The 21,277-nt window shown below is 70.1% G+C and carries 22 protein-coding genes; 13 read left to right on the top strand and 9 right to left on the bottom strand.

Features of this window, described 5'->3' with window-relative positions; all coding sequences use genetic code 11:
• Positions 1–18 precede the first annotated feature (18 nt).
• Entirely contained in the window at positions 19–447 is a 429-nt protein-coding gene (locus FPZ11_RS06995; protein ID WP_168203758.1) for an SHOCT domain-containing protein, read from the bottom strand.
• A gap of 256 nt (positions 448–703) precedes the next feature.
• On the opposite strand from FPZ11_RS06995, the gene FPZ11_RS06990 reads away from it, so the two are divergent.
• The 6 genes from FPZ11_RS06990 (at position 704) to FPZ11_RS06965 (ending at position 5,894) form a co-directional block, all read left to right on the top strand.
• Positions 704–943 (top strand): hypothetical protein, encoded by a 240-nt coding sequence (locus tag FPZ11_RS06990; RefSeq protein ID WP_146319534.1) that lies wholly within the window; start codon positions 704–706, stop codon positions 941–943.
• Positions 936–1,643, top strand: a complete 708-nt coding sequence (locus FPZ11_RS06985; protein ID WP_168203757.1) for a Clp protease N-terminal domain-containing protein — start codon at positions 936–938, stop codon at positions 1,641–1,643. The genes FPZ11_RS06990 and FPZ11_RS06985 overlap by 8 nt, the downstream gene beginning before the upstream one ends.
• Positions 1,644–1,893: 250 nt before the next feature.
• Positions 1,894–2,943: an ATP-binding cassette domain-containing protein gene (locus tag FPZ11_RS06980; protein WP_146319532.1), complete on the top strand. Its 1,050-nt coding sequence runs from the start codon at positions 1,894–1,896 to the stop codon at positions 2,941–2,943.
• A complete protein-coding gene (locus tag FPZ11_RS06975; protein ID WP_146319530.1) occupies positions 2,940–3,776 on the top strand; it encodes an ABC transporter permease in 837 nt (278 codons plus the stop codon). The genes FPZ11_RS06980 and FPZ11_RS06975 overlap by 4 nt, the downstream gene beginning before the upstream one ends.
• Before the next feature lie 32 nt (positions 3,777–3,808).
• The gene (locus FPZ11_RS06970; protein ID WP_210415973.1) at positions 3,809–4,261 is read left to right on the top strand and encodes a PH domain-containing protein; all 453 of its coding nucleotides are present in this window, start codon (positions 3,809–3,811) and stop codon (positions 4,259–4,261) included.
• Between the two features lie 85 nt (positions 4,262–4,346).
• Positions 4,347–5,894 carry a PH domain-containing protein gene (locus FPZ11_RS06965; RefSeq protein ID WP_146319528.1) on the top strand — a complete coding sequence of 516 codons (1,548 nt, stop codon included), beginning with the start codon at positions 4,347–4,349 and terminating at the stop codon, positions 5,892–5,894.
• Here the strand turns inward: FPZ11_RS06965 and FPZ11_RS06960 are convergent.
• Positions 5,859–9,131: an ATP-binding protein gene (locus FPZ11_RS06960; RefSeq protein ID WP_146319526.1), complete on the bottom strand. Its 3,273-nt coding sequence runs from the start codon at positions 9,129–9,131 to the stop codon at positions 5,859–5,861. The two genes, FPZ11_RS06965 and FPZ11_RS06960, sit on opposite strands and share 36 nt — an antisense overlap.
• Positions 9,132–9,296: 165 nt before the next feature.
• On the opposite strand from FPZ11_RS06960, the gene FPZ11_RS06955 reads away from it, so the two are divergent.
• Positions 9,297–9,974 carry a class I SAM-dependent methyltransferase gene (locus FPZ11_RS06955; protein ID WP_146319524.1) on the top strand — a complete coding sequence of 226 codons (678 nt, stop codon included), beginning with the start codon at positions 9,297–9,299 and terminating at the stop codon, positions 9,972–9,974.
• A 9-nt stretch (positions 9,975–9,983) separates the two neighbouring features.
• Positions 9,984–10,349, top strand: coding sequence for a hypothetical protein (locus FPZ11_RS06950; RefSeq protein ID WP_146319522.1), 366 nt, complete (start codon positions 9,984–9,986; stop codon positions 10,347–10,349).
• A gap of 85 nt (positions 10,350–10,434) precedes the next feature.
• Here the strand turns inward: FPZ11_RS06950 and FPZ11_RS06945 are convergent, their stop codons facing one another.
• From FPZ11_RS06945 to FPZ11_RS06930, 4 genes are all read right to left on the bottom strand, one after another.
• Positions 10,435–11,046, bottom strand: a complete 612-nt coding sequence (locus FPZ11_RS06945; protein ID WP_146319520.1) for a CoA-binding protein — start codon at positions 11,044–11,046, stop codon at positions 10,435–10,437.
• Entirely contained in the window at positions 11,046–12,338 is a 1,293-nt protein-coding gene (locus FPZ11_RS06940) for an O-acetylhomoserine aminocarboxypropyltransferase/cysteine synthase family protein (protein WP_146319518.1), read from the bottom strand. The genes FPZ11_RS06945 and FPZ11_RS06940 overlap by 1 nt, the downstream gene beginning before the upstream one ends.
• Before the next feature lie 54 nt (positions 12,339–12,392).
• Entirely contained in the window at positions 12,393–13,988 is a 1,596-nt protein-coding gene (locus FPZ11_RS06935) for a S53 family peptidase (protein ID WP_146319516.1), read from the bottom strand.
• Positions 13,989–14,136: 148 nt separating this feature from the next.
• Positions 14,137–15,762: a dolichyl-phosphate-mannose--protein mannosyltransferase gene (locus FPZ11_RS06930; protein ID WP_246846575.1), complete on the bottom strand. Its 1,626-nt coding sequence runs from the start codon at positions 15,760–15,762 to the stop codon at positions 14,137–14,139.
• A 148-nt stretch (positions 15,763–15,910) separates the two neighbouring features.
• Here FPZ11_RS06930 and rsmI point away from each other — a divergent pair, with 148 nt between their 5' ends.
• Positions 15,911–16,729, top strand: a complete 819-nt coding sequence (rsmI, locus tag FPZ11_RS06925; RefSeq protein WP_146322760.1) for a 16S rRNA (cytidine(1402)-2'-O)-methyltransferase — start codon at positions 15,911–15,913, stop codon at positions 16,727–16,729.
• A 12-nt stretch (positions 16,730–16,741) separates the two neighbouring features.
• Positions 16,742–17,797: a hypothetical protein gene (locus FPZ11_RS06920; RefSeq protein ID WP_146319512.1), complete on the top strand. Its 1,056-nt coding sequence runs from the start codon at positions 16,742–16,744 to the stop codon at positions 17,795–17,797.
• 99 nt (positions 17,798–17,896) lie between these two features.
• Here FPZ11_RS06920 and FPZ11_RS06915 read toward each other — a convergent pair whose 3' ends face one another.
• Positions 17,897–18,433: a GNAT family N-acetyltransferase gene (locus FPZ11_RS06915; RefSeq protein WP_246846574.1), complete on the bottom strand. Its 537-nt coding sequence runs from the start codon at positions 18,431–18,433 to the stop codon at positions 17,897–17,899.
• An 87-nt stretch (positions 18,434–18,520) separates the two neighbouring features.
• Between FPZ11_RS06915 and FPZ11_RS19465 the strand changes: the two genes are divergently transcribed.
• The 3 genes from FPZ11_RS19465 (at position 18,521) to FPZ11_RS06905 (ending at position 20,491) form a co-directional block, all read left to right on the top strand.
• Entirely contained in the window at positions 18,521–18,748 is a 228-nt protein-coding gene (locus tag FPZ11_RS19465) for a PadR family transcriptional regulator (protein WP_210415972.1), read from the top strand.
• 145 nt (positions 18,749–18,893) lie between these two features.
• Positions 18,894–19,034: a hypothetical protein gene (locus FPZ11_RS19460; protein WP_210415971.1), complete on the top strand. Its 141-nt coding sequence runs from the start codon at positions 18,894–18,896 to the stop codon at positions 19,032–19,034.
• Complete coding sequence (locus FPZ11_RS06905; RefSeq protein WP_146319510.1) at positions 19,031–20,491, top strand: DHA2 family efflux MFS transporter permease subunit; 1,461 nt, start codon at positions 19,031–19,033, stop codon at positions 20,489–20,491. The genes FPZ11_RS19460 and FPZ11_RS06905 overlap by 4 nt, the downstream gene beginning before the upstream one ends.
• On the opposite strand, the gene FPZ11_RS06900 is transcribed toward FPZ11_RS06905, so the two are convergent.
• Both FPZ11_RS06900 and FPZ11_RS06895 read right to left on the bottom strand, forming a co-directional pair.
• Positions 20,469–21,002: a DUF488 domain-containing protein gene (locus tag FPZ11_RS06900; protein WP_146319507.1), complete on the bottom strand. Its 534-nt coding sequence runs from the start codon at positions 21,000–21,002 to the stop codon at positions 20,469–20,471. The genes FPZ11_RS06905 and FPZ11_RS06900 overlap by 23 nt on opposite strands.
• Entirely contained in the window at positions 20,999–21,217 is a 219-nt protein-coding gene (locus FPZ11_RS06895; RefSeq protein ID WP_146319505.1) for a hypervirulence associated TUDOR domain-containing protein, read from the bottom strand. Before FPZ11_RS06895 ends, FPZ11_RS06900 begins: the two co-directional genes overlap by 4 nt.
• Positions 21,218–21,277: the final 60 nt, after the last annotated feature.

Below are 21,277 nucleotides of genomic sequence, written 5' to 3'. Positions count from 1 at the left end.
CTCGAGCAGGTGGTCGGGCTACAGCCCGAGCAGCACGCGCTTCGCTGCCGTGAACTCCTCGTCGGTCAGCGCGCCGCGCTCGTGCAGGGCGGCCAGCTGGGTGAGGGAGACCGGGTGCTGGTGTCGCATCCGCTCGGCACCGATCGCCTCGATGTCGAACCACGGGCGCGTGCCATCGCCGGCGGAGACCGCCGCCGCGATGCAGACGGTGACGAGGGTCACCGTGCCGATGACGATGGCGGCGACGCCGATCCACTGCCAGACCGACGCGGCGACCAGGCCTGCGCTGTCGGCATAGCCCTTCGACGACAGCGTGTGGGTGAACCAGTACAGGCTCTGCTCCCGATCGATGGCACCCTTGGCCACCGCCCAGATCACGATTCCCGCCACCGTCAGCGCGAGTCCCAGGATGCCCAGCACTCGCCAGGTCGTTCGTCTTCTGTTCACGGTGGCAGCGTAGGAGCATCCGTGTGCCGTGTCTGCGGGCTGCGCTGGAATGCAGCCGATCGGTGGGCGGGGCATCCACCGATCGGTGGGCACCCGGTCGACGCACACCGTGGCGCCGCGTGCGGTCGGGCGAGGGCCGCGAGGTGAGAGGAGCCGGCCGAACGGTTAGGCAACCGTGGTTGCCTGACTGAACACACGCTGTGAGCTAAGCAACTCAGGTTGACTAGACCGTCAGAGCAACCTAAGTTGCTTAATCATGAACCCCGTACGCATACCGTCGCCGATCGGCGGCGCCGCCGATGAGCTCGCCGCGGTGGTCGCCCTGCGCGACCTCGCGGACCGGCTCGAAGACGCCGCGGTCGAGAACGCGCTCCGCGACGGCTGGAGCTGGGGCCTGGTCGCCGAAGCACTCGGCGTCACCCGGCAGGCCGTGCACAAGAAGCACCTGAAGCGTCTGGCCGACGCCGACATCGACCTGAGGAGGCGTCGTGGCTGACGAGATGCCCCACGGGCGCGAAGACCGGCTGCCGCAGCCCATTCGCGACATCCTGATCACTGCGATGGAAGAGACTCAGCGCCGCGGCAAGGTCGCGGTCGCCCCCGAGCACCTGATGCTCGCGATCGCGGCCGAGCCCGACTCGATTGCCGCGGCCGTGCTGGCCGATTTCGGCCTCGACCATGACGCGCTCGATCACGCGCTCGAGGTCGAATCGGCCAGGTCTCTGGCCGTCGTCGGCATCGACGGGCTCGATCCGGAACTCGTTCGCGCAACCAGCCGGCCGATCACCGCCAGGCCGAGCTGGGCGTCCTCGACCCGCGAGGTGTTCCGCAGGGCGCAGATCGTCGGCGGACGCCGCAGGGGACGCAGCGTCGAGCTCGACGTGCTCTACGGCATCGTCACGGCGAGTGTCGGCACCGTTCCCAGAGCTCTGGAATACGCGGGCGTCGACCGCGACGCGCTCATCGGCCGGGTCGAGCGCGAGCGCCTCGTGGCCGATGACGAACCGCAGCGCGGCACCCAGGGCCTCTCCGCCCAAGAACGCCAGGCGCTGCGCCGCGAAGCGCAGCGTCGCATGCAGGATGCCCGCCGCGAGGCCCAGCGCGAGGCCCAGGCCAAGCGCCGTGGTGCGCAGCGCGCCGCCCGTGCACCGCAGGGCGAGGCGCGTGGCTCCGATCCGGCCTCTCCCGACGCCTAGTCACCAGACACCACACAACTCCAACGCCTTTCGAACGGCGGCCGCACCATCGACCGCCGTGCGGTCGAGTGCGCCCTCCTGGCGGCTCCGCCGCGCCCTCGCTCCATCTCCACGGGATGTCCGCCGACAGTTGCCGGCGGCCGCTGACAGCGCCCGTGAGTGCGTGTAAGCGGCACGACAGCGCCGCGAAAGCGGCCACGAGCATCCTCGAATCCAGACCACGAAACAACCATCACGAAGGGAGTGCCGCATGAACGCACAACGTTCCAGCGCACAAGGCGCTCGACACAGCGCAGGCTCCGACTGGGCCATCGAGGCCCACGGCCTGGTCAAGACGTTCGGCAGCAACCGGGCGGTCGACGGGGTCGACCTGCTCGTGCGACCGGGCACCGTCTACGGCGTGCTCGGCCCGAACGGCGCGGGCAAGACCACCACCATCAACATGCTCGCCACGCTGCTGAAGGCAGACGCGGGAACCGCGACCGTCTTCGGCCACGACGTGGCGAAGGAGGCGCAGATCGTGCGCCAGCTGATCGGTGTGACCGGTCAGTTCGCCTCGGTGGACGAGACGCTCTCGGCCACCGAGAACCTCATCATCTTCTCCCGGCTGCTGGGCCTCGGCCGCAAGGAGTCCAAGGAGAAGGCGGTGGAGCTGCTCGAGCGATTCGGGCTGACGGATGCCGCCAAGCGCCCGCTCAAGAAGTTCTCCGGCGGCATGCGTCGTCGCCTCGACCTCGCGGCGTCGCTCATCGCGCAGCCGCCGCTCATCTTCCTCGACGAGCCGACCACGGGTCTCGACCCGCGTACGCGCGGCCAGATGTGGGATACGATCCGCGAGCTCGTCGCCAGCGGGTCCACCATTCTGCTGACCACGCAGTACCTCGACGAGGCCGACCAGCTGGCCGACCGCATCGCGGTGATCGACCGCGGTCGCGTGGTGGCGGAGGGCACGGCCGACGAGCTGAAGGCCTCTGTCGGCACGTCCGCCCTGCAGCTGCGGATCGAGGACCCTGCGGACACCGAGGATGCGCTCACCGCGATCGAGCGGGTGCTCGGCGTGCGCGGCACGCTCTCGCCGGAGGCGGCGCGCATCACGGCGCCGATGGCCGATCCCGACCGGGTGACCGACCTGCTCGTCACGTTCCGTGAGGCGGGCATCCGCCTCACCGAGATGAGCGTGCAGAAGCCGAGCCTCGACGAGGTCTTCCTCACCATCACCGGCCACGACGCGGCCGACCAGAACGAGACGGCACCGGGCTCCGACGAGAGCGGTGCCGAGAAGGAGAAGGTGACCGCATGAGCACCATCGCACCTACGCGCCAAGTGGCGCGCATCACCCCGCCCTCGGAGCGCAACCTCAAGAACCGCACCAGCATCGGTCAGACGCTGCGCAACACGTTCACCATGGCGTATCGCGGACTGGTCAAGATCCGCCGCACGCCGGAGCAGCTCGTCGACGTGACGGTGCAGCCGATCATCTTCACCCTGATGTTCGCCTACCTGTTCGGCGGCGCCATCGCCGGCAGCGTGGCGGGGTACCTGCCGCAGCTCATTCCCGGCATCCTTGTGCAGACCGTCATCACGACCTCGGTCGTCACCGGCGTTCAGCTGCGCGAGGACATGGACAAGGGCGTGTTCGACAGGTTCAGGTCGCTGCCGATCGCGCGCATCGCTCCACTCTCCGGGGCGCTGCTCGCCGACACCGTGCGGTACGCCATCGCCACGACGATCACCTTCGTGGTCGGCTATGTCATCGGCTACCACCCCGCCGGCGGCATCGGGCCGGTCGTGCTGGCCGCGTTGCTCGTCATCGCGTGCTCGTGGGCGATCAGCTGGATCTTCGCCTTCTTCGGCGTGATCGCGCGCACGGCATCCAGCGTTCAGGGCATCTCGATGCTCGTGCTGTTCCCGCTGACGTTCCTCTCCAACGCGTACGTGCCGGTGAAGAGCCTCGTGCCTGCTTTGCAGTGGTTCGTGAACATCAACCCGATCTCGCACCTCGTGACAGCAGTGCGCGACCTCGCCAACAACGGCACCGTGGGCGCGGATCTCTGGATCTCGCTGCTCGGCGCCGTGGTCATCGTGTTGGTCTTCGCTCCGCTCACGGTGCGCGCATACATGCGCAAGGCGTGACACTCGTCTTATCACGCTCATTGGGGGAACAGATGACCTCGACCGGCTCGACCAGCGGCGACATCTCCGAGTCGTCCGGCCGGATCTCGCGCATGGTGCGCGAGCCGGCCGGACGGCCGAGCACCAAGGCCGTGCCGTTCTGGACCTGGAACGCCATCGTCGGCTGGACCCTCTTCACGCTGCTCCAGCTGGCCTGGATGCTGTTCACGAATGCCTGGACCAGCCCCCTGCACCTCGCCGGCCTCGGGCTCACCGCGCTCGTGGCCATCGTGCACGTGTCGATCATGCCGAGGTGGCGCTACCGCATCCATCGCTGGGAGATCACCGACGACGCGGTGTTCGTGCGCAGCGGCTGGCTGACGCAGGAGACCCGCGTCGCTCCGATCGCCAGGCTGCAGACCGTGGACTCGCGGCGCGGGTTCCTGCACCGCATCTACGGCCTCACGACCGTCACGGTCACCACGGCGCGTCGGCGGGGGCGTTGAGCATCCACGCTCTCGACGACGACGTGGCGCGCGAGGTCGTCGCCCGGCTCGCGGCCGTCGCGCAGCAGACCAAGGGCGACGCGACGTGAGCGAGATCTCGCAGGTCGCCGACCCCGACCCCACACCGTGGCGTCGGCTCGACCCGCGCATGCTGCTCGTGCACCCGGTGCGCGAGATCATCAAGTACCTGCCCATCCTGCTGGTCGCCCTCGTCGCCGGCTCCGTCGGCGGCGAGCCGTGGTGGACGTACGTGCTCTCCGGCATCGGCGTGCTCGCGGGACTCTCGCGGTGGTTCACCACGACGTACCGCATCACACCCACCCACGTGGAGGTGCGGCGCGGGCTGCTCAATCGCAGGATGCTCTCGGTGCCGCGCGAGCGCATCCGCTCCGTCGACGTCGACGCCACCTTCCTGCACCGGCTGGTGCGCCTCGCGGTGGTGAAGGTGGGCACCAGCGCGTCGCACGGTCAAGAGGGGCTCGCCTTCGACGGCGTCTCGCTCACCGAGGTGCCCGCGCTGCGCGCCGAGCTGCTGCGCGGGGTCGTCGCTCCCGCCGCGGAGAGCGAGGCCACCGAAGACTCGGGCGAGAATGCGTCGAGGGACAACTTCAGCGGCTGGCGCTGGTCGTGGGCCAGGTTCGCCCCCTTCACGCTCACCGGCGTCGGCTCGCTGTTCGTGGCGGCGTTCTTCGCGCTGCAGCTGCAGTTCTTCGACGGCGGCCTGCTGCTGAAGCTGCCGTTCGTGCGCGACTCGATCGACCAGGCGTCCCGCATCCCGGTGGTCGAGCTGATCGCGATCATCGTGATCGCGCTCATCGTCGTGGCGTCCGTGGTGGCGCTCGTGCGCTACGTGCTCTCGTACAGCGGCTTCACCATCTGGCGGTCGGATGCCGCCACCCTGCATGTGCGGCACGGCCTTCTGCGCACCAGACAGGTGACCCTCGACGAGCGGCGGCTGCGCGGCGTCCAGCTCGCCGAGTCGCTCTCGCTGCGCATGGTGGGGGCTTCTGCCGCGCACGCGATCATGACCGGCATCGGCCGCGAGAGCGGCGGCATGATGGTGATCGAGCCCGCCGGACCGCGATCCGACGCGCTGCGCGTGGCGGAGGCGGTGCTCGGCGATGCCGAGCCGCTGCACTGCGACCTGACGATGCACGGTCCGCGCGCACACCGGCGCAGGTACACCAGGGCGGCGGTGGGCGTCGCCGTGATCGCGCTCGCGGTGCTCGCCGCACAGCTGCTCGGCTACTTGAGCCCGTGGAGCTGGACCGTGTTCGTCGCCATCGTGCCCGCAGCCGCGGCGCTCGTCGAAGACAGATGGCGCTCGCTGGGCCACGCGCTGCTCGGCAGCGGTGCCGACGGCATCCTCGTCACCCGCTCCGGATCGCTGGCGCGCAAGCGGGTCGCCGTGCGGACGGCGGGCATCATCGGCTTCACCGTGCGCAGGTCGCTGTTCCAGCGCAGGGCCGGCTTGGCCACGCTCATCGCGACCACGGCGGCCGGGCGCCACAAGTACGAGATCCCCGACGTTCCCGTCGAGGAGGCGTGGCGCATCGCCGACGCCGTGCTCGTGGCGCGGCAGGGCGGCCCTGCGGTCTCAGCGGGCGTCGCGCACGAACAACGGGCGCAGTGACCTGACCACTTCGTGCACGCGCTCCGTGCGCTCCACGAGCGTGAGTGGTTCGACGGCGCGCCACGCGGCATCCGGATCGAGCTCGGGATGCTGTCGGCGCACGTCGTCGGCTGCGCGGGCCCAGCCCTGCGAGGGGAAATCCTGCCGTGCGTTCACGCCATGCCCCAACGCGAGAAGTTCGAGTCCCGCGGCGTGCTGGCAGGCATCCGCCCCCTCCCGGCCGGGGGCGAGAAGCCACACGCCGAGGCCGAGCGCGGCGAGGCCCGTGATGGGCAGGTCGACGGCGCCGGCCCTGACGCGGAAGTCGCGCAGCAGCCTGGCGCGCATCCGCCTCGCCACCTTCGTCGTGCGCGGATCATCGACGTCTCCCGCGCGCACCGAGCAGATCAGCAGCCCGGCGCCCGCACCGTAGTACCACGGGGCGAAACCGACGGGCGGATCGCCCCACACCTGCTCGGCGAGGGCGTACTGCCGCTCGGCCTCCGACCAGTCGTCGGCCGCCGCCGCGATCTCGGCGAGCCCGGCGTGGCCGATGGCCTTGAGGTCGCGCCAGTCGTAGCTCTCCGATTCGGCATGGGGCTGCGAGAGCCGCTCGAAGGTCGCCCGAGCCGACTCCGGACGGCCGAGTGTCACGTCGGTCATGGCGCACATCCACTCGAGCTGCTGCAGGTCTTCGCCCGCGTTCAGCAGCTCGAGGTTGGTTCGAGCGCGTCGTGCCCAGACCAGCACGTCGGCGGCGTCGCCGCGCTGGCTGTGCAGCTGGGCGAGGGAATGCGCGGACATGCCGACGGTCCAGACGTCGCCGGCCAGCTCCGCCTTGGCGAACGATTGTGCGGAGAAGACCAGTGCCTCATCGATCTCGCCCCGGTTTTCGGCGAGCTGCGACGAGAGAAGGTATCCCATCGACGAGATGGCGGGATCCTCGTCGGCGCGCAGGTCGTCGACCGTCTTCATGGCCGCGCCGAGGTCGGGCAGCGACAGAGCGAGACGCACCACGGAGTTCAATCGAGGGTCGCGCGGTGAGCTGATGGAGTCCAAGACGCGCAACCGGGCGAGGGCGCGCAGGCCGAGCGGCACCTCGGTGACCATCGACAGGCCGCCGATGAGCGCGAGCGTCACCATGGCGGCGTCGCGGTGCAGTTCGTCGGGTCGGTAGCCCCGCAACGCATCGAGCAACAGAGGGACGAAGCCGAGCACCTCGCCGTGTGCGCCGCGCAGCGTCCAGTGCATCGCGAGCGCCGCGTACACCGAGCTGGCGGTATCCCTGTCGCCCGTCTCGAGCGCGTTGCGCAGCGCGGCGACCAGGTTGTCCTGTTCCTCTTCGACCCTGCGGAAGGTGGCCACCTGCTCTGGGCCGTAGGTGGTCTCGAGGGCGTCGAGCGCGAAGGCGTCCGCCCAGCCGCGGATGCGCGCGGCCACCTCGTCGCGCTCGCACTGCTCGTCGAGACGTTCGGCCCCGAACTCGCGCACCGTCTCGAGCATGCGATAGCGCAGTCTGCCGGTGAGCTCGCTTTCCGCCGCCACCAGCAGTGACTGATTGACCAGCCCCTCGAGATCGGCCTCCACGTCGTCGCGGGGGTCGCCTGCGGCCAGCGCGGCGTCGGAGTCGAACCCGTCGACGAACACCGACAGGCGGCGCAGGGTGCGCTGCTCGGAGTCGCCGAGCAGGTTCCAGCTCCAGTCGATGACGGCGAGCAGCGTACGGTGGCGCTCTGGAGCCGAGCGGTCGCCGCCGCGCAGCAGCACGAATCTGTTGTCGATGCGTCGTTCGATCTCCTCGACCGACATCGACCGCACTCTGGCGGCGGCGAGCTCGATGGCCAGCGGCAGCCCGTCGAGCTTCGTGCACAGCCGCTCGATGGTCTCGATCGGAAGCACGACCGAGGGGCGCGCTGCACGAGCCCGGTCGATGAAGAGCGTCACGGCCGGTCCCGGAACGCGGTCGGCGGTCGCCGCGGCCAGCGGCTGCAACTGATACACCTGCTCGGCGGCGATCATCAGCGGCGCCCGGCTGGTGGCGAGCACCCGCACGTCGCGGGTCGAGGCGAGGATGTCCGCGATCCACTCGGCGGCGGCCTCGATGATGTGCTCGCAGTTGTCCATCACCAGCAGCGTCGGTCGCTCGGCGAGGGTGGAGAGGATGCGCCCGCGCACGTCCACCCGCACCGCTGGATCGCTCAGCGTGAGCCGCGTGCCGGTGTACTCGCGGATGCCGAGGGTCGAGGCGAGCGCGAGGGGAACATCGTCGCCGGAGCGCACGCTGGCCAGTTCGACGACGACGACGCCGGGCATCCTCTGGGCCGCGCGACCGGCGAGCTCCTGCGCGAGCCGGGTCTTGCCGAGACCGCCGGCGCCGAGGATGGTCGTCAGCCGCGAGGTCGCCAGCAGGGACTCCAGGGCGTCGATGTCGCCGTCGCGTCCGACGAGCGGGTTCGGGGGCACACGGATGCCGACGTGCAGCGCGTGCGGCGCGGCATCCGGGTCGGGTTCGCGCAGCAGCCGGGTGTGCAGGGCGAGCAGGTCGGCCGAAGGCGTGGTGCCGAGTTCGTCGCGCATGCGCGTGCGGAACTCGCCGAACTCGCGAATCGCGTCGTTGCGCCTGCCCGTGACCGCGTGGGCCCGCAGGCGTCGAAGCTCGAGGTCTTCGTCGAGCGGAGCGGCCTCGGTGAACGGCTCCAGGTCGGAGAGTGCGCCCGTCCCGTCGCCCGCCGCGATGCGAGCGTCGGCACGGAGCAGAGCGAGGCTCCTGCGCAGGTCCGCCGCCGCGGCGGCGAGCCGCCTGGCGAGGTCTCCCGGCACGAGGTCGGCGCCCGGCTCGCCCCGCCAGAGCGCAAGACCCGCGGATGCCTCGCCCTCGGCCGCCACCGCGTCGCCGCGATCCAGCGCGGCCCGCGCCGTCTCCCTGCGCCTCGTCGCCTCCGCGAGATCGCTGTCGCCGTGGGCGCCGAGCTCATAGCCGCCCGGTGCCGAGACGATGAGGCCGTCGGCGGCAACGGCACGGACCCGGGAGACGAGGGTCTGCAGCGCGGCCTTGAGGTTGCGCGGCGGCTCGTCCTCCCAGAGATCGTCGCCGATGCCCCGCACCGAGAGCGACCCGCGCGCCAGCAGGAGCGACACCACGAGAGCCTTGGCGGTCGACCCGCCGGGCTCCGCGAGCGTACCGTTCGGCGTCGCAACGAGCACCGGACCGAGCACCGCGACGCGATGCACCGGGATGCGCGTGCTCGCCTGGCTCACCGTGCCCAGTGTAGAGGTCGAGACCGTGCCGCCTCGGGTGCTCTAGTGCCGCACCTGACACCGGGCCGGAAATCGGAGTCTCGTCGCGGGGTGCGGCGTGTCGTGCTCGCGGCCGGCGCGCCGCACCAGAACTCCGACGTTCGGCACGTTGTGCACAATGGCGTCATGGACTGGAGCGACTTCTACGCGCAGCAGGCCGGCCGCTCGGTGCGGCCCACGTTCGCCGCCGCGCTCGAGGTGTGGCGCGCGAGCGATGGTGTTGCGGGTGGCGAAAGCACGGATCCGAGCGGCGGCGGCGACGCCGCTGGTGACCCGAGCGGCGTCGTCGGCGATGCCGTCGACCTCGGCTGCGGCGACGGGGTCGAGTCTCGGGCGCTGCTGTCAGCGGGGTTCCGGGTGCTCGCCGTCGACTCCGATGAGCACGTCGTCGAGCGCGTCACCGCGGGCGTGGACGAAGCCGAGAGTGCGCGGCTCACGGTGCGCAGGGCATCCTTCGCCGAGCTCGCGCCAGCGGACGGCCCCGTCGCACTGCCCGCTGCGGATCTCGTCTACGCCGGGTTCGCGCTGCCGTTCTGCGCGCCGGAGGTGTTCGAGCGGCTGTGGGCGGGCATCCGCTCCTCGCTGCGGCCGGCCGGGCTGTTCGCCGGCCAGCTGTTCGGCCCGCACGACGACTTCGCCGCGTGGCCCGACGTGAACACGCACGACCGCGCCGACGTCGAGCGGCTGCTGGCCGGCCTCGACGTGCTCGAGCTGCAGGAGGAGGACCGCGACGGCAAGTCGTTCGCGGGGCCCAAGCACTGGCACGTGTTCCACATCATCGCGCGGCGTTCCCGCAGCGCATAGCATCGACGGATGCCCGTACCCGCGACCTGGATCGAACACCGTCGCGCCGACCGCGAACTGGTCGGCTGGATCCGTCCGGAAGGCGACGACTTCGTGGTCGTCGACCTGCTCGGTCGCGAGCGCACGGATGCCGTCGACTGGCTGACCGCGGAGGAGAGGTTCGACTCCCTCGGCATCGGCTACCTCGCCGACGCGTACGAGCTGCTGCTCGACGACGGTACCTGGCTGCGCGTGCGCATCACGGAGGTGTCGTCGGAGACGATCAGGGTGAAGCGGGATGACTGGGGCGCGATCGACATTCCGCTCCTGGAGTACACGCTGCCGTTCCCGATGCCGCCGCGCTTGCGTCCCCTCTTTCCCCTCCACACGAACTAGTGCCCGTTCCGGACGTGCGCGCCCCGTGGGGCGGGCGCACGTGTCCGGAACGGGCACTAGTCGGGGTCGGCCGGGACAGCCGACCTCAGCGCACGGTCTTGCGCGCCGTGATCACTCCGGTGTCGAAGCCGAGCAGGTGCAGACCGCCGTGGAAACGGGCGTGCTCGATCTTGATGCAGCGGTCCATCACCACGTTGAGGCCCTGCTCCTCGCCGTAGTAGGCGGCCTCCTCGTTCCAGATGCCCAGCTGCACCCAGATGGTGGGCGAGCCGACAGCGACGACCTCGTCGATCACGGCGGGGATGTCGCTGCCGCGGCGGAACACGTCGACGATGTCGGGCACCTCCGGCAGGTCGGCGAGCGACTTGTAGGCCGGCTGGCCGAGGATGGTGTCCGCGTTCGGGTTGACGAAGTACACGCGGTAATCGCTGGACTGCTGCAGGTAGGTGCCCACGAAGTAGCTCGCGCGCGACGGGTTCGAGGATGCCCCGACGATCGCCACCGACTTCGCCGCACGCAGCAGTTTGAGCCGCTGCTTGGCATCCGGGCCCGTCCAGGTGCGCTGCGACCGCAGCAGACGCGCCAGCGGCGAGTCCGCAGGCAGTGCGCAGCTCAGACCGTTCGGAAGCTGCGTGACCGCGGTCTCGGCGGCCGCCGCCTCGGAATTCGTGGGTTCGGTGTCGGTCGCGGTGCTCATCACTTGCCCTCCAGCGCCGTGGTGAGCGCCTGGTCCAGATCGTAGATGATGTCGTCGGCCTCCTCGAGGCCCACGCTGATGCGCACCAGGCCGGGCAGCACGCCCGCGTCGTGCAGCTGCTGCTCGGTGAGCTGCGCGTGAGTGGTGGAGGCGGGATGAATGACCAGCGTCTTCGTGTCGCCGATGTTCGCGAGGTGGCTGGCCAGGTTCACCGACTCGATGAAGCCCTGACCGGCGGCGCGGCCGCCCTTGATCACGAAGCTGAACACGCTGCCTGGCCCTTCCGGCAGGTACTTCTTCGCGCGCTCGTGGTCGGGGTGCGACTCGAGTCCCGCCCAGTACACGTGCTCGACGCGCGGGTCGGCCTCGAGCCATTCGGCGACGGCGCGGGCGTTGGCGATGTGCGCACGCATGCGCAGCGGCAGCGTCTCGACGCCCTGCGCCAGCAGGAAGGCGGCGAACGGATCGAGCGATGGGCCGATGTCGCGCAGCTGCTCCGCGCGCAGCCGGGTGAGGAAGGCGTACTCGCCGAAGTTGCCGTTCCACTGCAGGTTGCCGTACGTGTGCACGGGCTCACTGAACAGCGGGAAGCGCGGATTGTGCCAGTCGAAGCGACCGGACTCGACGACGACGCCGCCGAGCGTGGTGCCGTGGCCCCCGAGGAACTTGGTGGCCGAGTGGGTGACGATGTCGGCACCCCACTCGATCGGCCGGTTGAGGAACGGCGTCGAGATGGTGGAGTCGATGACGAGCGGCACGCCGGCGGCGTGCGCCACGTCGGCGAGGCCCTCGAGGTCGGCGATGGCACCCGACGGATTCGCGATGGTCTCCGCGAACACCAGCTTGGTCTTGTCGGTGATCGCGGCAGCGTAGTCGGCCGGATCGGAGCTGTCGATGAACGTGGTCTCCACGCCGAACCGACGCAGCGTCACATCCAGCTGCGTCACCGATCCGCCGTACAGGCTCGACGAGGCGACCACGTGGTCGCCTGCGCCGGCGAGGCTCGCGAACGTGATGTACTGCGCGCTCAGGCCGGATGCCGTCGCCACCGCTCCGAGTCCGCCCTCGAGGCTCGCGATGCGCTCCTCGAACGACGCGACGGTCGGGTTGTTGAGGCGCGAGTAGATGTTGCCGTACTTCTGCAGTGCGAACCGTGCCGCGGCATCCGCGGAGTCGTCGAAGACGAACGCCGATGACTGGTAGATGGGGAGCGCGCGGGCTCCGGTCACGGGGTCGGGGATGTTTCCGGCATGGATCGCACGTGTGCGAAAGCCGTATTCGCGGTCAGCCACCTCGCCACCGTAGCCGAGCGTCACGGGGAGTCATGAACGCGGCGTAACACGGCGTCAGGATGCCGCCCGCAGCGCCGCCAGCAGCGCGTCGCCGTTCGGCACGCCGAGGCCGGTGCAGGCATCCCATCCCGCTCGCGCCGAATACGCGCCGTTGTTTCCGCTGACGATGTCGCGGAAGCCGGGAGCCGTGGCCGATGCCGTGGCATCCGGATACAGCCGCAGCGGCAGCAGGCCGACGGGGGAGCCGAGTGCCTGCACGAGGCGGGCCGTGAGGCCGGCCCAGAGCGGCGCGACGGCGCTGGTGCCGCCGATGACGGCATCCGTGCCGTCGACCCGCACGCGGTACCCGGTCTCGGGATCGGCGACCCCCGACACGTCGGGCACGCCGCGCCCGGTGGCGCCTGAGCTCGAGGCGGGCACGCCGACGCTGCTCTGCCAGGAGGGCAGCCCGAACGCGTCGCTCACCCCGCCGCCGGTGGCGCCCTGGCCCGCGCCGTCGTTCCAGACCACCTCAGAGGCGACGACTCCGGTGGTGGCATTCGCCTTGAGACTCGTGCCTCCGCAGCCGAGCACGTGCGGGCTGGACGCCGGGAAGTCCACGTGCGCTCGCCCGTCGTCCACGTTGTCGGAGCTGCCGTTGTCACCGGCGGCAGCGGTCACGGTGACGCCGAGCGCGGCGGCGTCGACGAGGGCGTCGTCGAGCGCTGTGCGGGCCTGCTGGGTCCAGGCATCCTCACTCTGACCCCAGCTGATGCTCATGGCGTCGGGAGTGGGGTCGGCGTGCGCGGCCTGCGTCACGGCATCCACGAACCCGGCGTCGGTGTTGGGCGCGAAGTACACGACGATGTCGGCAGCGGGGGCGACGGCTCCGACCACCTCGATGTCGAGCAGCACCTCGCCGTCCGCGCCGTTCGGGTCGCCGCCTGGAACGTTGGATGCCCCGTCGACGCCCACCGCCGTCACCCTCGGCGTGGTGATCCCGAGCGAGGAGAAGTAGGTGTCGAGGTCTGAGGCGTCGAATCCGCCGCCCAGCTCGATGATCGCGACGGTGCGGCCGGATCCGTCGGTGCCGGCGGGGAATCGGTAGATGTCGCTCACCTGAACCGGCGTGTAGCTGGTCGCCGCGGATGCGGCCGACACGACGAAGTGGGCCGTCGCCTGAGGCCTGTCGTCGAGGCCGAGCACGGCGACGACACGGCCGTGCATGGCGTCCGGAAGCGACAGAGAACCCGTGCGCTGCCTGAATCGCACGGTCTGTCCGCTCGCGGCCTCGTGCGAAGCGGACTCGAGCGTGGCGCCGAAGAGGTCGCGCACCACGCTTGCCGCCGCCCTGATGCGGATGCGCCGCTCGCCGGCATCCACGCTGAGCACCGTCGCACCCGCAGCCTTCGCCTCCGCCTCGACGGCGGCGATGTCGGCGGGGTCCGCTCCGTAGCGGAGCACGAACTCGTCGCGGGGGATCGGGTTGCGCAGCACCTCGTCGGGCACCGGCTCGCGGCGCCGCAGCACGATGGTCGCCTCGATCTGCTCGTCGTCGGGCACGCCGCCCGTCGATGTGGCCGAGGCGAGCGGAGTGCGCTCGCTGCCCGGCAACTCGTGGATGCCTCTGCCCGGCTTCTGCTCGTCTGGCTTCTGCTCGTCTGGGGTCATGCTTCTGGGTTACCACTCGCGCCCGACAACGGAGGCGAAACAGGCAGGTGCGGACGCTCCGCGAGGCGGCGGCCTTGACGGCGCCGGACGCAGCCATCTCAGGAGGTCGACTGCGGTGCGCCGGGCGGGGACCGGCGCACACAACAACTCAGATCCAACCGAGCGTACCTATGCCGGTCGTCACGTTCGGCAGCCACATGTGGATCTGCCAGTACCAGAACGGAATCTGCATGCCCGTCCAGATGGGGTAGAAGAACACCGAGACGGCCGTGGCGATCACGAGGAACACCGCGAGCAGGCTGAGACCTCTGATGCGACGGTAGGAGGCATCCGTCGCCTTGCCGATGATCAGCGCGAACACCGCGGCCAGCGCCAGGTAGAGGTAAGGCGCGAACGCGATCGAGTAGAACGTGAAGATCGTGCGGCCGGTGTAGAGCAGCCACGGCAGATACCCGGCGGCCAGACCCATCAGGATCATGCCGTGCCGCCAGTCGCGGAACCGGATCAGCCGGTAGATCAGGTAGAGCACGGCGATCGTGCCCACCCACCAGATGATCGGGTTGCCGAGGTCGGTGATGGCCGACGAGCATCCACCCTGCGACGTGCAGCCGTCGACGCCGTACTTGGTGCCGACGTAGTACATGCTCGTCGGCCGCAGCTGCAGCAACCAGGTCAGCGGGTTGGACTGGTAGGGGTGCGGAGTGTGCAGGTTGATCGAGTAGCCGTACATCTCCGACTGGTAGTGCCAGAGGTTCTGCACCCAGTTCGGCACCCACGACAGCAGGCCGGTCCACTTGGCGTCGGGCGTGGTCTGCACCCAGTCGCGGTAGTAGCCGCCGGGGTGCAAGATCCAGCCGGCCCAGGTGGAGACGTAGACCACGAAGGCGAGCGGCACCATGAGCACGAACGCCACGACGCCGCCCTTGAGGATGCCGCCCTCCGGCCACACGGGAATCCCCATTCGCCGCCTGGCGAGCACGTCGACCACCACGACGTAGACCGCGAAGAACGCGAGAAAGTAGAAGCCGGTCCACTTCACGCCCGCGTCGAGTCCGAGCAGCAGGCCGGCCACGAGCAGCCACGGGCGCCACCACAGCCACGGCCCCCAGCCGAGACCACGACCGGATTCCTTCCGCGCCGCGATCCACGCGGTCAGCCGTCTCTCGCGCCAGGTGCGATCGAGCAGCAGGCAGCCGAAGGCGAGCAGCGCGAGGAACATCACGGAGTTGTCGAGGATGGCCACTCGGCTCATCACGATGGCGTTGCCGTCGATCGCCATGAGGAAGCCGGCGACGGCCGCGATGAGCGTCGAGCGGAACATCCGCTTCGCGATCAGCATCAGCAGCACGACGGCGAGAATGCCGACGACGGCGGTCGAGATGCGCCAGCCGACCGTGTTCTGGGCGCCGAAGATGGCCAGGCCGGCCGCGATCATCCATTTGCCGAACGGTGGATGGGCGACGAACTCCGGGTCGTTCGTGTACAAGTCGACGTGGCCGTTCGCGAACGCGTCGTCGATGTTAGGCGGCCAGGCGGCCTCCCAGCCCTTGTGCATCAGGGTCCAGGCGTCCTTCACGTAGAAGGTCTCGTCGAACACCAGTGCGTGCGGGTCGCCGAGCGCCCAGAGCCTGGCCACCGCGGCGATCAGCGTGACCAGCGCAGGCAGCCCCCAGTCGTACCAGCGCAGCTTCGCCGGCGTGTTCACCACGCGCGCGAACCACCGGTCGAGGCCCGATCCGGTCGCCTCCGACCGCACAGCGGGCTCGTGAGTCACGACGGCAATGCTATGGGCGATTGAGGTGAGAGCGATACGAGCTCGCTCGTGTCGCCGAGCCGATTGAGCCCGTGAGTGGCGCAGCCGCGATATGGCTGGTGGTGGGCGATTGAGGCGAGAGCCGCGCGCCTGCGATATGACTGATCACGTGATCATCCTTGCGGCGACCCCTATCGGCAATCTGGGGGATGTCTCCCGTCGGCTCGTCGAGGCCTTGGAAGAGGCTCAGGTGATCGCCGCCGAAGACACCAGAGTGTCGCAGCGGCTGCTGTCGGCGCTCGGCATCGGCAACCGGCCCCGGCTCATCGCGCTGCACGACCACAACGAGCGCGAGAAATCGGCCGACGTCGTCGAGCTCGCCCGCGACGGCGATGTGCTGGTGCTGTCGGACGCAGGCATGCCGACCGTCTCCGATCCCGGCTATCACCTGGTGACCGCGGCGATCGAGGCGGGCGTGACGGTCACCGCGCTGCCCGGCCCGAGCGCGGTGCTGATGGCGCTCGCCGTCTCCGGGCTGCCCACCGACCGCTTCACCTTCGAGGGGTTCCTGCCGCGCAAGGCGGGGGAGCGGGCATCCCTGCTCGGCTCGCTCGCCGATGAGCGTCGCACGATGGTGTTCTTCGAGTCACCCAACCGGCTCGCCGACTCGCTGGTCGCGATGGAGCACGCGTTCGGGGCCGGGCGGCACGCGGCCGTGTGCCGCGAGCTGACGAAGCTGCACGAGGAGGTGCGTCGCGGCACCGTGCAGGAGCTGGCCGCGTGGGCGGCAGAGGGTGTGCGCGGCGAGATCGTGGTGGTGGTCGCGGGGGCGCAGCCCCGCACCGTGGACCTCGACACCGGCGTGCAAGAGGTGCTGCTGCTCACCGGCACGGGCGAGAGCCTGAAGGATGCCTCGGCCTCCGTCGCCGCGGCCACCGGCCTCTCGAAGCGCGCCCTCTACGAGGCCGCGCTCCGCGCGCGCCGCTGACAAAATAGACGGATGACCGGACAACCCCAGGGCGCGCTGCTCGTCGGCAGCGTCAACTACGACGACGCAGAGACCACCATGCGAGAGGCCGCCGGCATGCTCGGCGACCGGCTCAAGCGCATCCCCGACGGCGAGCCGGGCAAGCGGTTCCACTGGATCATGTTCCAGCCCGACGTTCTCGGTCAGACCGACGGCATCGAGAGGGTGGGGGAACACCCGGTGCCGTTGCGCATGCTGGATGCCCGTCCCCTGCGCATCGCGGACGGCGTCGATCCCGCAGATCTGAAGCTCCCGCCGCTGGGCTATGCCGAGGCGGCGGAGGAGTCGTACGCCGTCTTCCGTCGTCTGCGCGGGCAGGGAGTGATTCCCGAGGGCACGCGGTTCCAGGTCTCGCTGCCGACACCCCTCGCGGTCGTCGGCGCCTTCTTCCCGCCGGAGCAGCGGGCCGGTTTCGAGCCGGTCTATCGCGCGGCGATGTACCGCGAGCTCGAGGAGATTCTGGATGCCATTCCGCACGACGATCTCGCCATCCAGTGGGACAACGCTGTCGAGTTCGGCATCATCGAGGACATCGCGCACCGTGGCGGCCACGGTGCCGAGTCGTGGTGGGGTGACGACGTGTGGGCCGGGCTGACCGAGCGGTCGGCGGACCAGGCGTCCCGGGTTCCCGAGGACGTCGAGGTGGGCTTCCATCTCTGCTACGGCGACGTGGCGGAGAAGCACTTCATCGAGCCGACCGACTCCGCCAACCTGGTGCGCTTCGCCAACATGGTGACGGAGGCCGCCACCCGCCCGATCACCTGGATCCACCTTCCGGTGCCGATCGAGCGCGACGACGACGCCTACTTCGCGCCGCTCGACGACCTGCGTCTGCATGAGGGAACCGAGCTCTACCTCGGCCTCGTGCACAGGGAGGACGGCGACGAGGGCGCCAGGCGCCGCATCGCCGCAGCGCTGCCGCACGCTCCGCGGTTCGGCGTGGCCACCGAGTGCGGAATCGGGCGCGCGCCTGAGGGCTCGACCGAGGGCATCCTGCGCACCCACGCCGACGTCTCCGCCGCCTGGTAGGCGTCGCCCCGCGCCCAGCGCACGCCCGATTTCAGGACATTTCCCGACCCGTCCACCCCACGTGCCCGGCTCTCGGAATGTCCTGAAATCGGGCTGCGCTCACGACGCCTCGGTGGTGAACCGCACCCAGGAGTCCGGAGGCAGATCGCTTCGGTGCGGCACGGCGACGTGCTCCAGCACGAACGCGGGGTCGAGCGATTCCGCGACCTTGGGCCAGAATGCGGCAGCGGCCGCGTTGGTGTCTTGGAACGCCACGGCCCAGCGTCCGGGATGCTCCGCCACGATCGCCGCGACAAGGGCGGTGCCGTGTCCGCCCCGGCGCACCGGGTGCACCAGGAAGAAGCTGTTGATCACTCGCTCCTCCTGGTCGAGACCCCGCACCACGGCCAGCCCGACCGGCGCGTCGTCGGCGAGCACGAGAGAGGCGAGCCAGTCGGGACGGGTGTCGTCGAGGGCCAGGTCGAGACGTTCCCGCCGGTAGCGGCCGTGAGCATCCGGAAGCTCACCGCTCTGGGCGGACATGTCGTGTCGGAACAGTTGCCACAGCCGTTCCATCGTGCCGCGATCGTGCGCGGTCGCGGGGCGGAGTCGGACGTTCTGGATGCCGGGGGCGCCCGGTGCCTGCTGAGTGCTCATACGCGAAAGCCTCCACCGGGATGCGGCAGAGGCTTGTGGGTCACATTCTATCGCACTCTCGTCCGAGATAGGTTACGTTAACCTATTATGGCCTATACGGACATTCTCATCCTTCGACACCTCTCGCGCCGGGCCGCCCACGGATACGAGCTGCGCAAGCGCATCGAGCAGACGACCGGCATCGTCATCAACAACAACTCGCTGTATCCGGCGCTGAAGCGGTTCGTCGAGGCGGGTGCCGTGAGCATGACCGTCGAGCAGCAGGAGTCGAGGCCGCCCCGGCACATCTATGAGCTGACCGGACGTCGGCCGTGAGCTCCTTCACGACCTGATCGCGGAGCTTCCGGCGGCGCTGGCGGGCGACGACCTCGAGTTCCTCACCCGGCTCGGCCAGTTCGAGTTTCTCGAGCCGAGCGAGCGCGTCGACATCCTGGATGCCCGCTCCGCCGCCCTGACGACCATGGCAGACAGGCTCGGGTCGCTCGTCGACCGCACCGGCGGGGAGTTCTGGAGCGCGGCCGTCGTGCTCCGCCTGCGCGAACGCACGGACGCCGAGCTCGAGTGGCTGCAGGCCCTGCGCGTGAAGGCCGCCGGATCATGACGCGCAGGCGTCGGCCCGAAACGGGGCAACGTCCCGTCGCCGAGGGCGCCGAAACCGCCGGAGCGACGACAGCCCCACGATTGAGTCCGCTCGCCCAGTACGCGCTGCTCGCCGGCCCACTGCTGTCGATGCTCGACTCGAGCATCGTGAATGTGGCCGTCGCTCCGATCGCGAGCGAGATGAACGCAACGCTCACGATCGTGCAATGGGTCTCGAGCGGCTACCTCCTCGCGCTCGGCACAGGCCTCGCGCTCACGTCGAACCTCGCCCGCCGCTACGGCACGATCCGCGTCTACGCGACCGGCGTCATCGCGTTCACGGCGGCCTCGCTGCTGTGCGGCCTCGCTCCCACCATCGACCTGCTCATCGCGGCCCGCGTGCTGCAAGGACTGGCGGGGGCCACCCTGGTGCCGCTGGCGATGGGCATGCTGATGGGGTCGGGCGGGGCGTCCCGCGACGTCTCGCCGCTCGCCGGCATGCTGCTGTTCCTCGGTCCAGCACTCGGCCCGAGCCTGGGCGGTCTGCTGATCGGCGTGTTCGGCTGGCGGTCCATCTTCTTCATCAACATCCCACTCGGCATCGTCGCCGCCCTCACGATGAGGGCGGTGCCGCGCCGACTCGCTCCGCAGGGCGATCGCGGCGCCCGGTTCGACCTTGTCGGGATCGCGCTGCTCGCGCCCGGCCTGTTCGGCGTGCTGTTCGGGCTCGACCGCGGCGAGAGCGCGGGATGGGCGCACCCCGAATCGTGGCTGCCGATCGCGATCGGCGCGCTGCTGCTCGCCGGATACGTTCTGCGCTCGATCCGCACTCCGCATCCAGCACTCGACCTGCGCATCCTCCGCGACCGGGATGCCGCGCTCTCGTTCGTGCTGTGCGCCGCGGCATCCGTCGCCGCGTGGTCGATCATCTTTCTGCTGCCCGTCTTCCTGCAGGCGGTGCAGGGGCACAGCGCGCTGGCGACCGGGCTCGCGATGCTGCCGCAGGGCATCCTCACCGGCCTCGGCGCCGTGTTCGGCCAGAAGCTCGCCGACCGTTTCGGGGTGCGTCTCGTGGTGCTCGGCGGCTTCGTCGTGCTGGTGGCGGCCAGCCTCGGTCTGCTCGCCGTCGACGCGCACACGTCGCTGTGGGCCACCTCGCTCATCCTCGCCGCACGCTCTGCCGCGATCGGTCTCGTCGTGACACCGCTGCTCACCGTGGTGAACCGACGCCTCACGCTCGAGGAGCAGGCGGACGCCAACACCGCGTTCAACGTCGTGCAGCGCATCGGCGGTTCGCTCGGCATCGGGCTCATCGCCGGCGTGTTCACCTCGACGAGCCAGACAGCGGGTCCGGTGCCCGCGCTGCACGAGGTCGCCGTGATCGTCACGGTCATCGCCGCCGTCGCAGCGCTCGGCTCGCTTTTCCTGCCGCGCACGCGCGCGGCGCATCCGGTCCCTACACCGGCTGCGGGTAGGTGAGGGCGCCGTCCGCGCCGACGACCGCGCCGGGATTCAGCACGGCGTGCTGCAGACGCGCATCGCCCATGACGTGGTCGACGGCCTCACCGGATGCCAGCAGGTGGTCGGCGATGATGCGCCGGTGGCAGCGCCACCACACGGCCTCCGCGCACATCACCGCGATGCGGCGATCGTGGCCCTCGTCGCGGAGCCGGCCGAGGGCATCCGCGAACTCCGCGGACAGCGCGTAGTCGGCGTAGTTGTGAAAGCTGCGGTTGCGCCAGTAGCCGTTCTCCTCGGGCGGCACGGTCTTCGACACAGGTCGCAGGCCACCGAGGGATGCCTCGTGCCGGTACTCGATTCCCGCCCGTGCCGACGCGGCTGAGAGCACGTCTTCGTCGAACTGCGGCTGCGCGCGCGACCCGGGCAGTTTGCGCACATCGACGATCGCCTCGATGCCGACCGACGTGAGAATGCCGAGGAACTCCTCGAGCGGGTGATCGGAGTGGCCGATCGTGAACAGCGTGGTCACGACTCGTCGAACGGATGCAGCGCACTGCCTTTGTGCGCCGCGATGTGATCCGTCTTGTCGCTGGCGATCTCGTACTGCGGATCGTCGGGCGAGGCACGGTGGGTGTGGCCCTTGTAGTCGAAGTCCGCCGTGTGCACGGCGACGACGTGCCCGGAGACCCAGCCGGCCTCGGAGTTCCACCGCACGTGGTCGCCCACCTCGTACCGTCTCGTCATGGTGCCCCCTCGCATCCGCCTCGATGCCTCCAGGCTACGAGTCGGCGCCTCCCGCACCGA

Source organism: Humibacter ginsenosidimutans (genome assembly GCF_007859675.1).
GTDB classification, from domain to species: Bacteria; Actinomycetota; Actinomycetes; order Actinomycetales; family Microbacteriaceae; genus Humibacter; species Humibacter ginsenosidimutans.
Note: the sequence above shows the minus strand (reverse complement) of the source record. Positions and strands in the feature narration are given on the sequence as shown.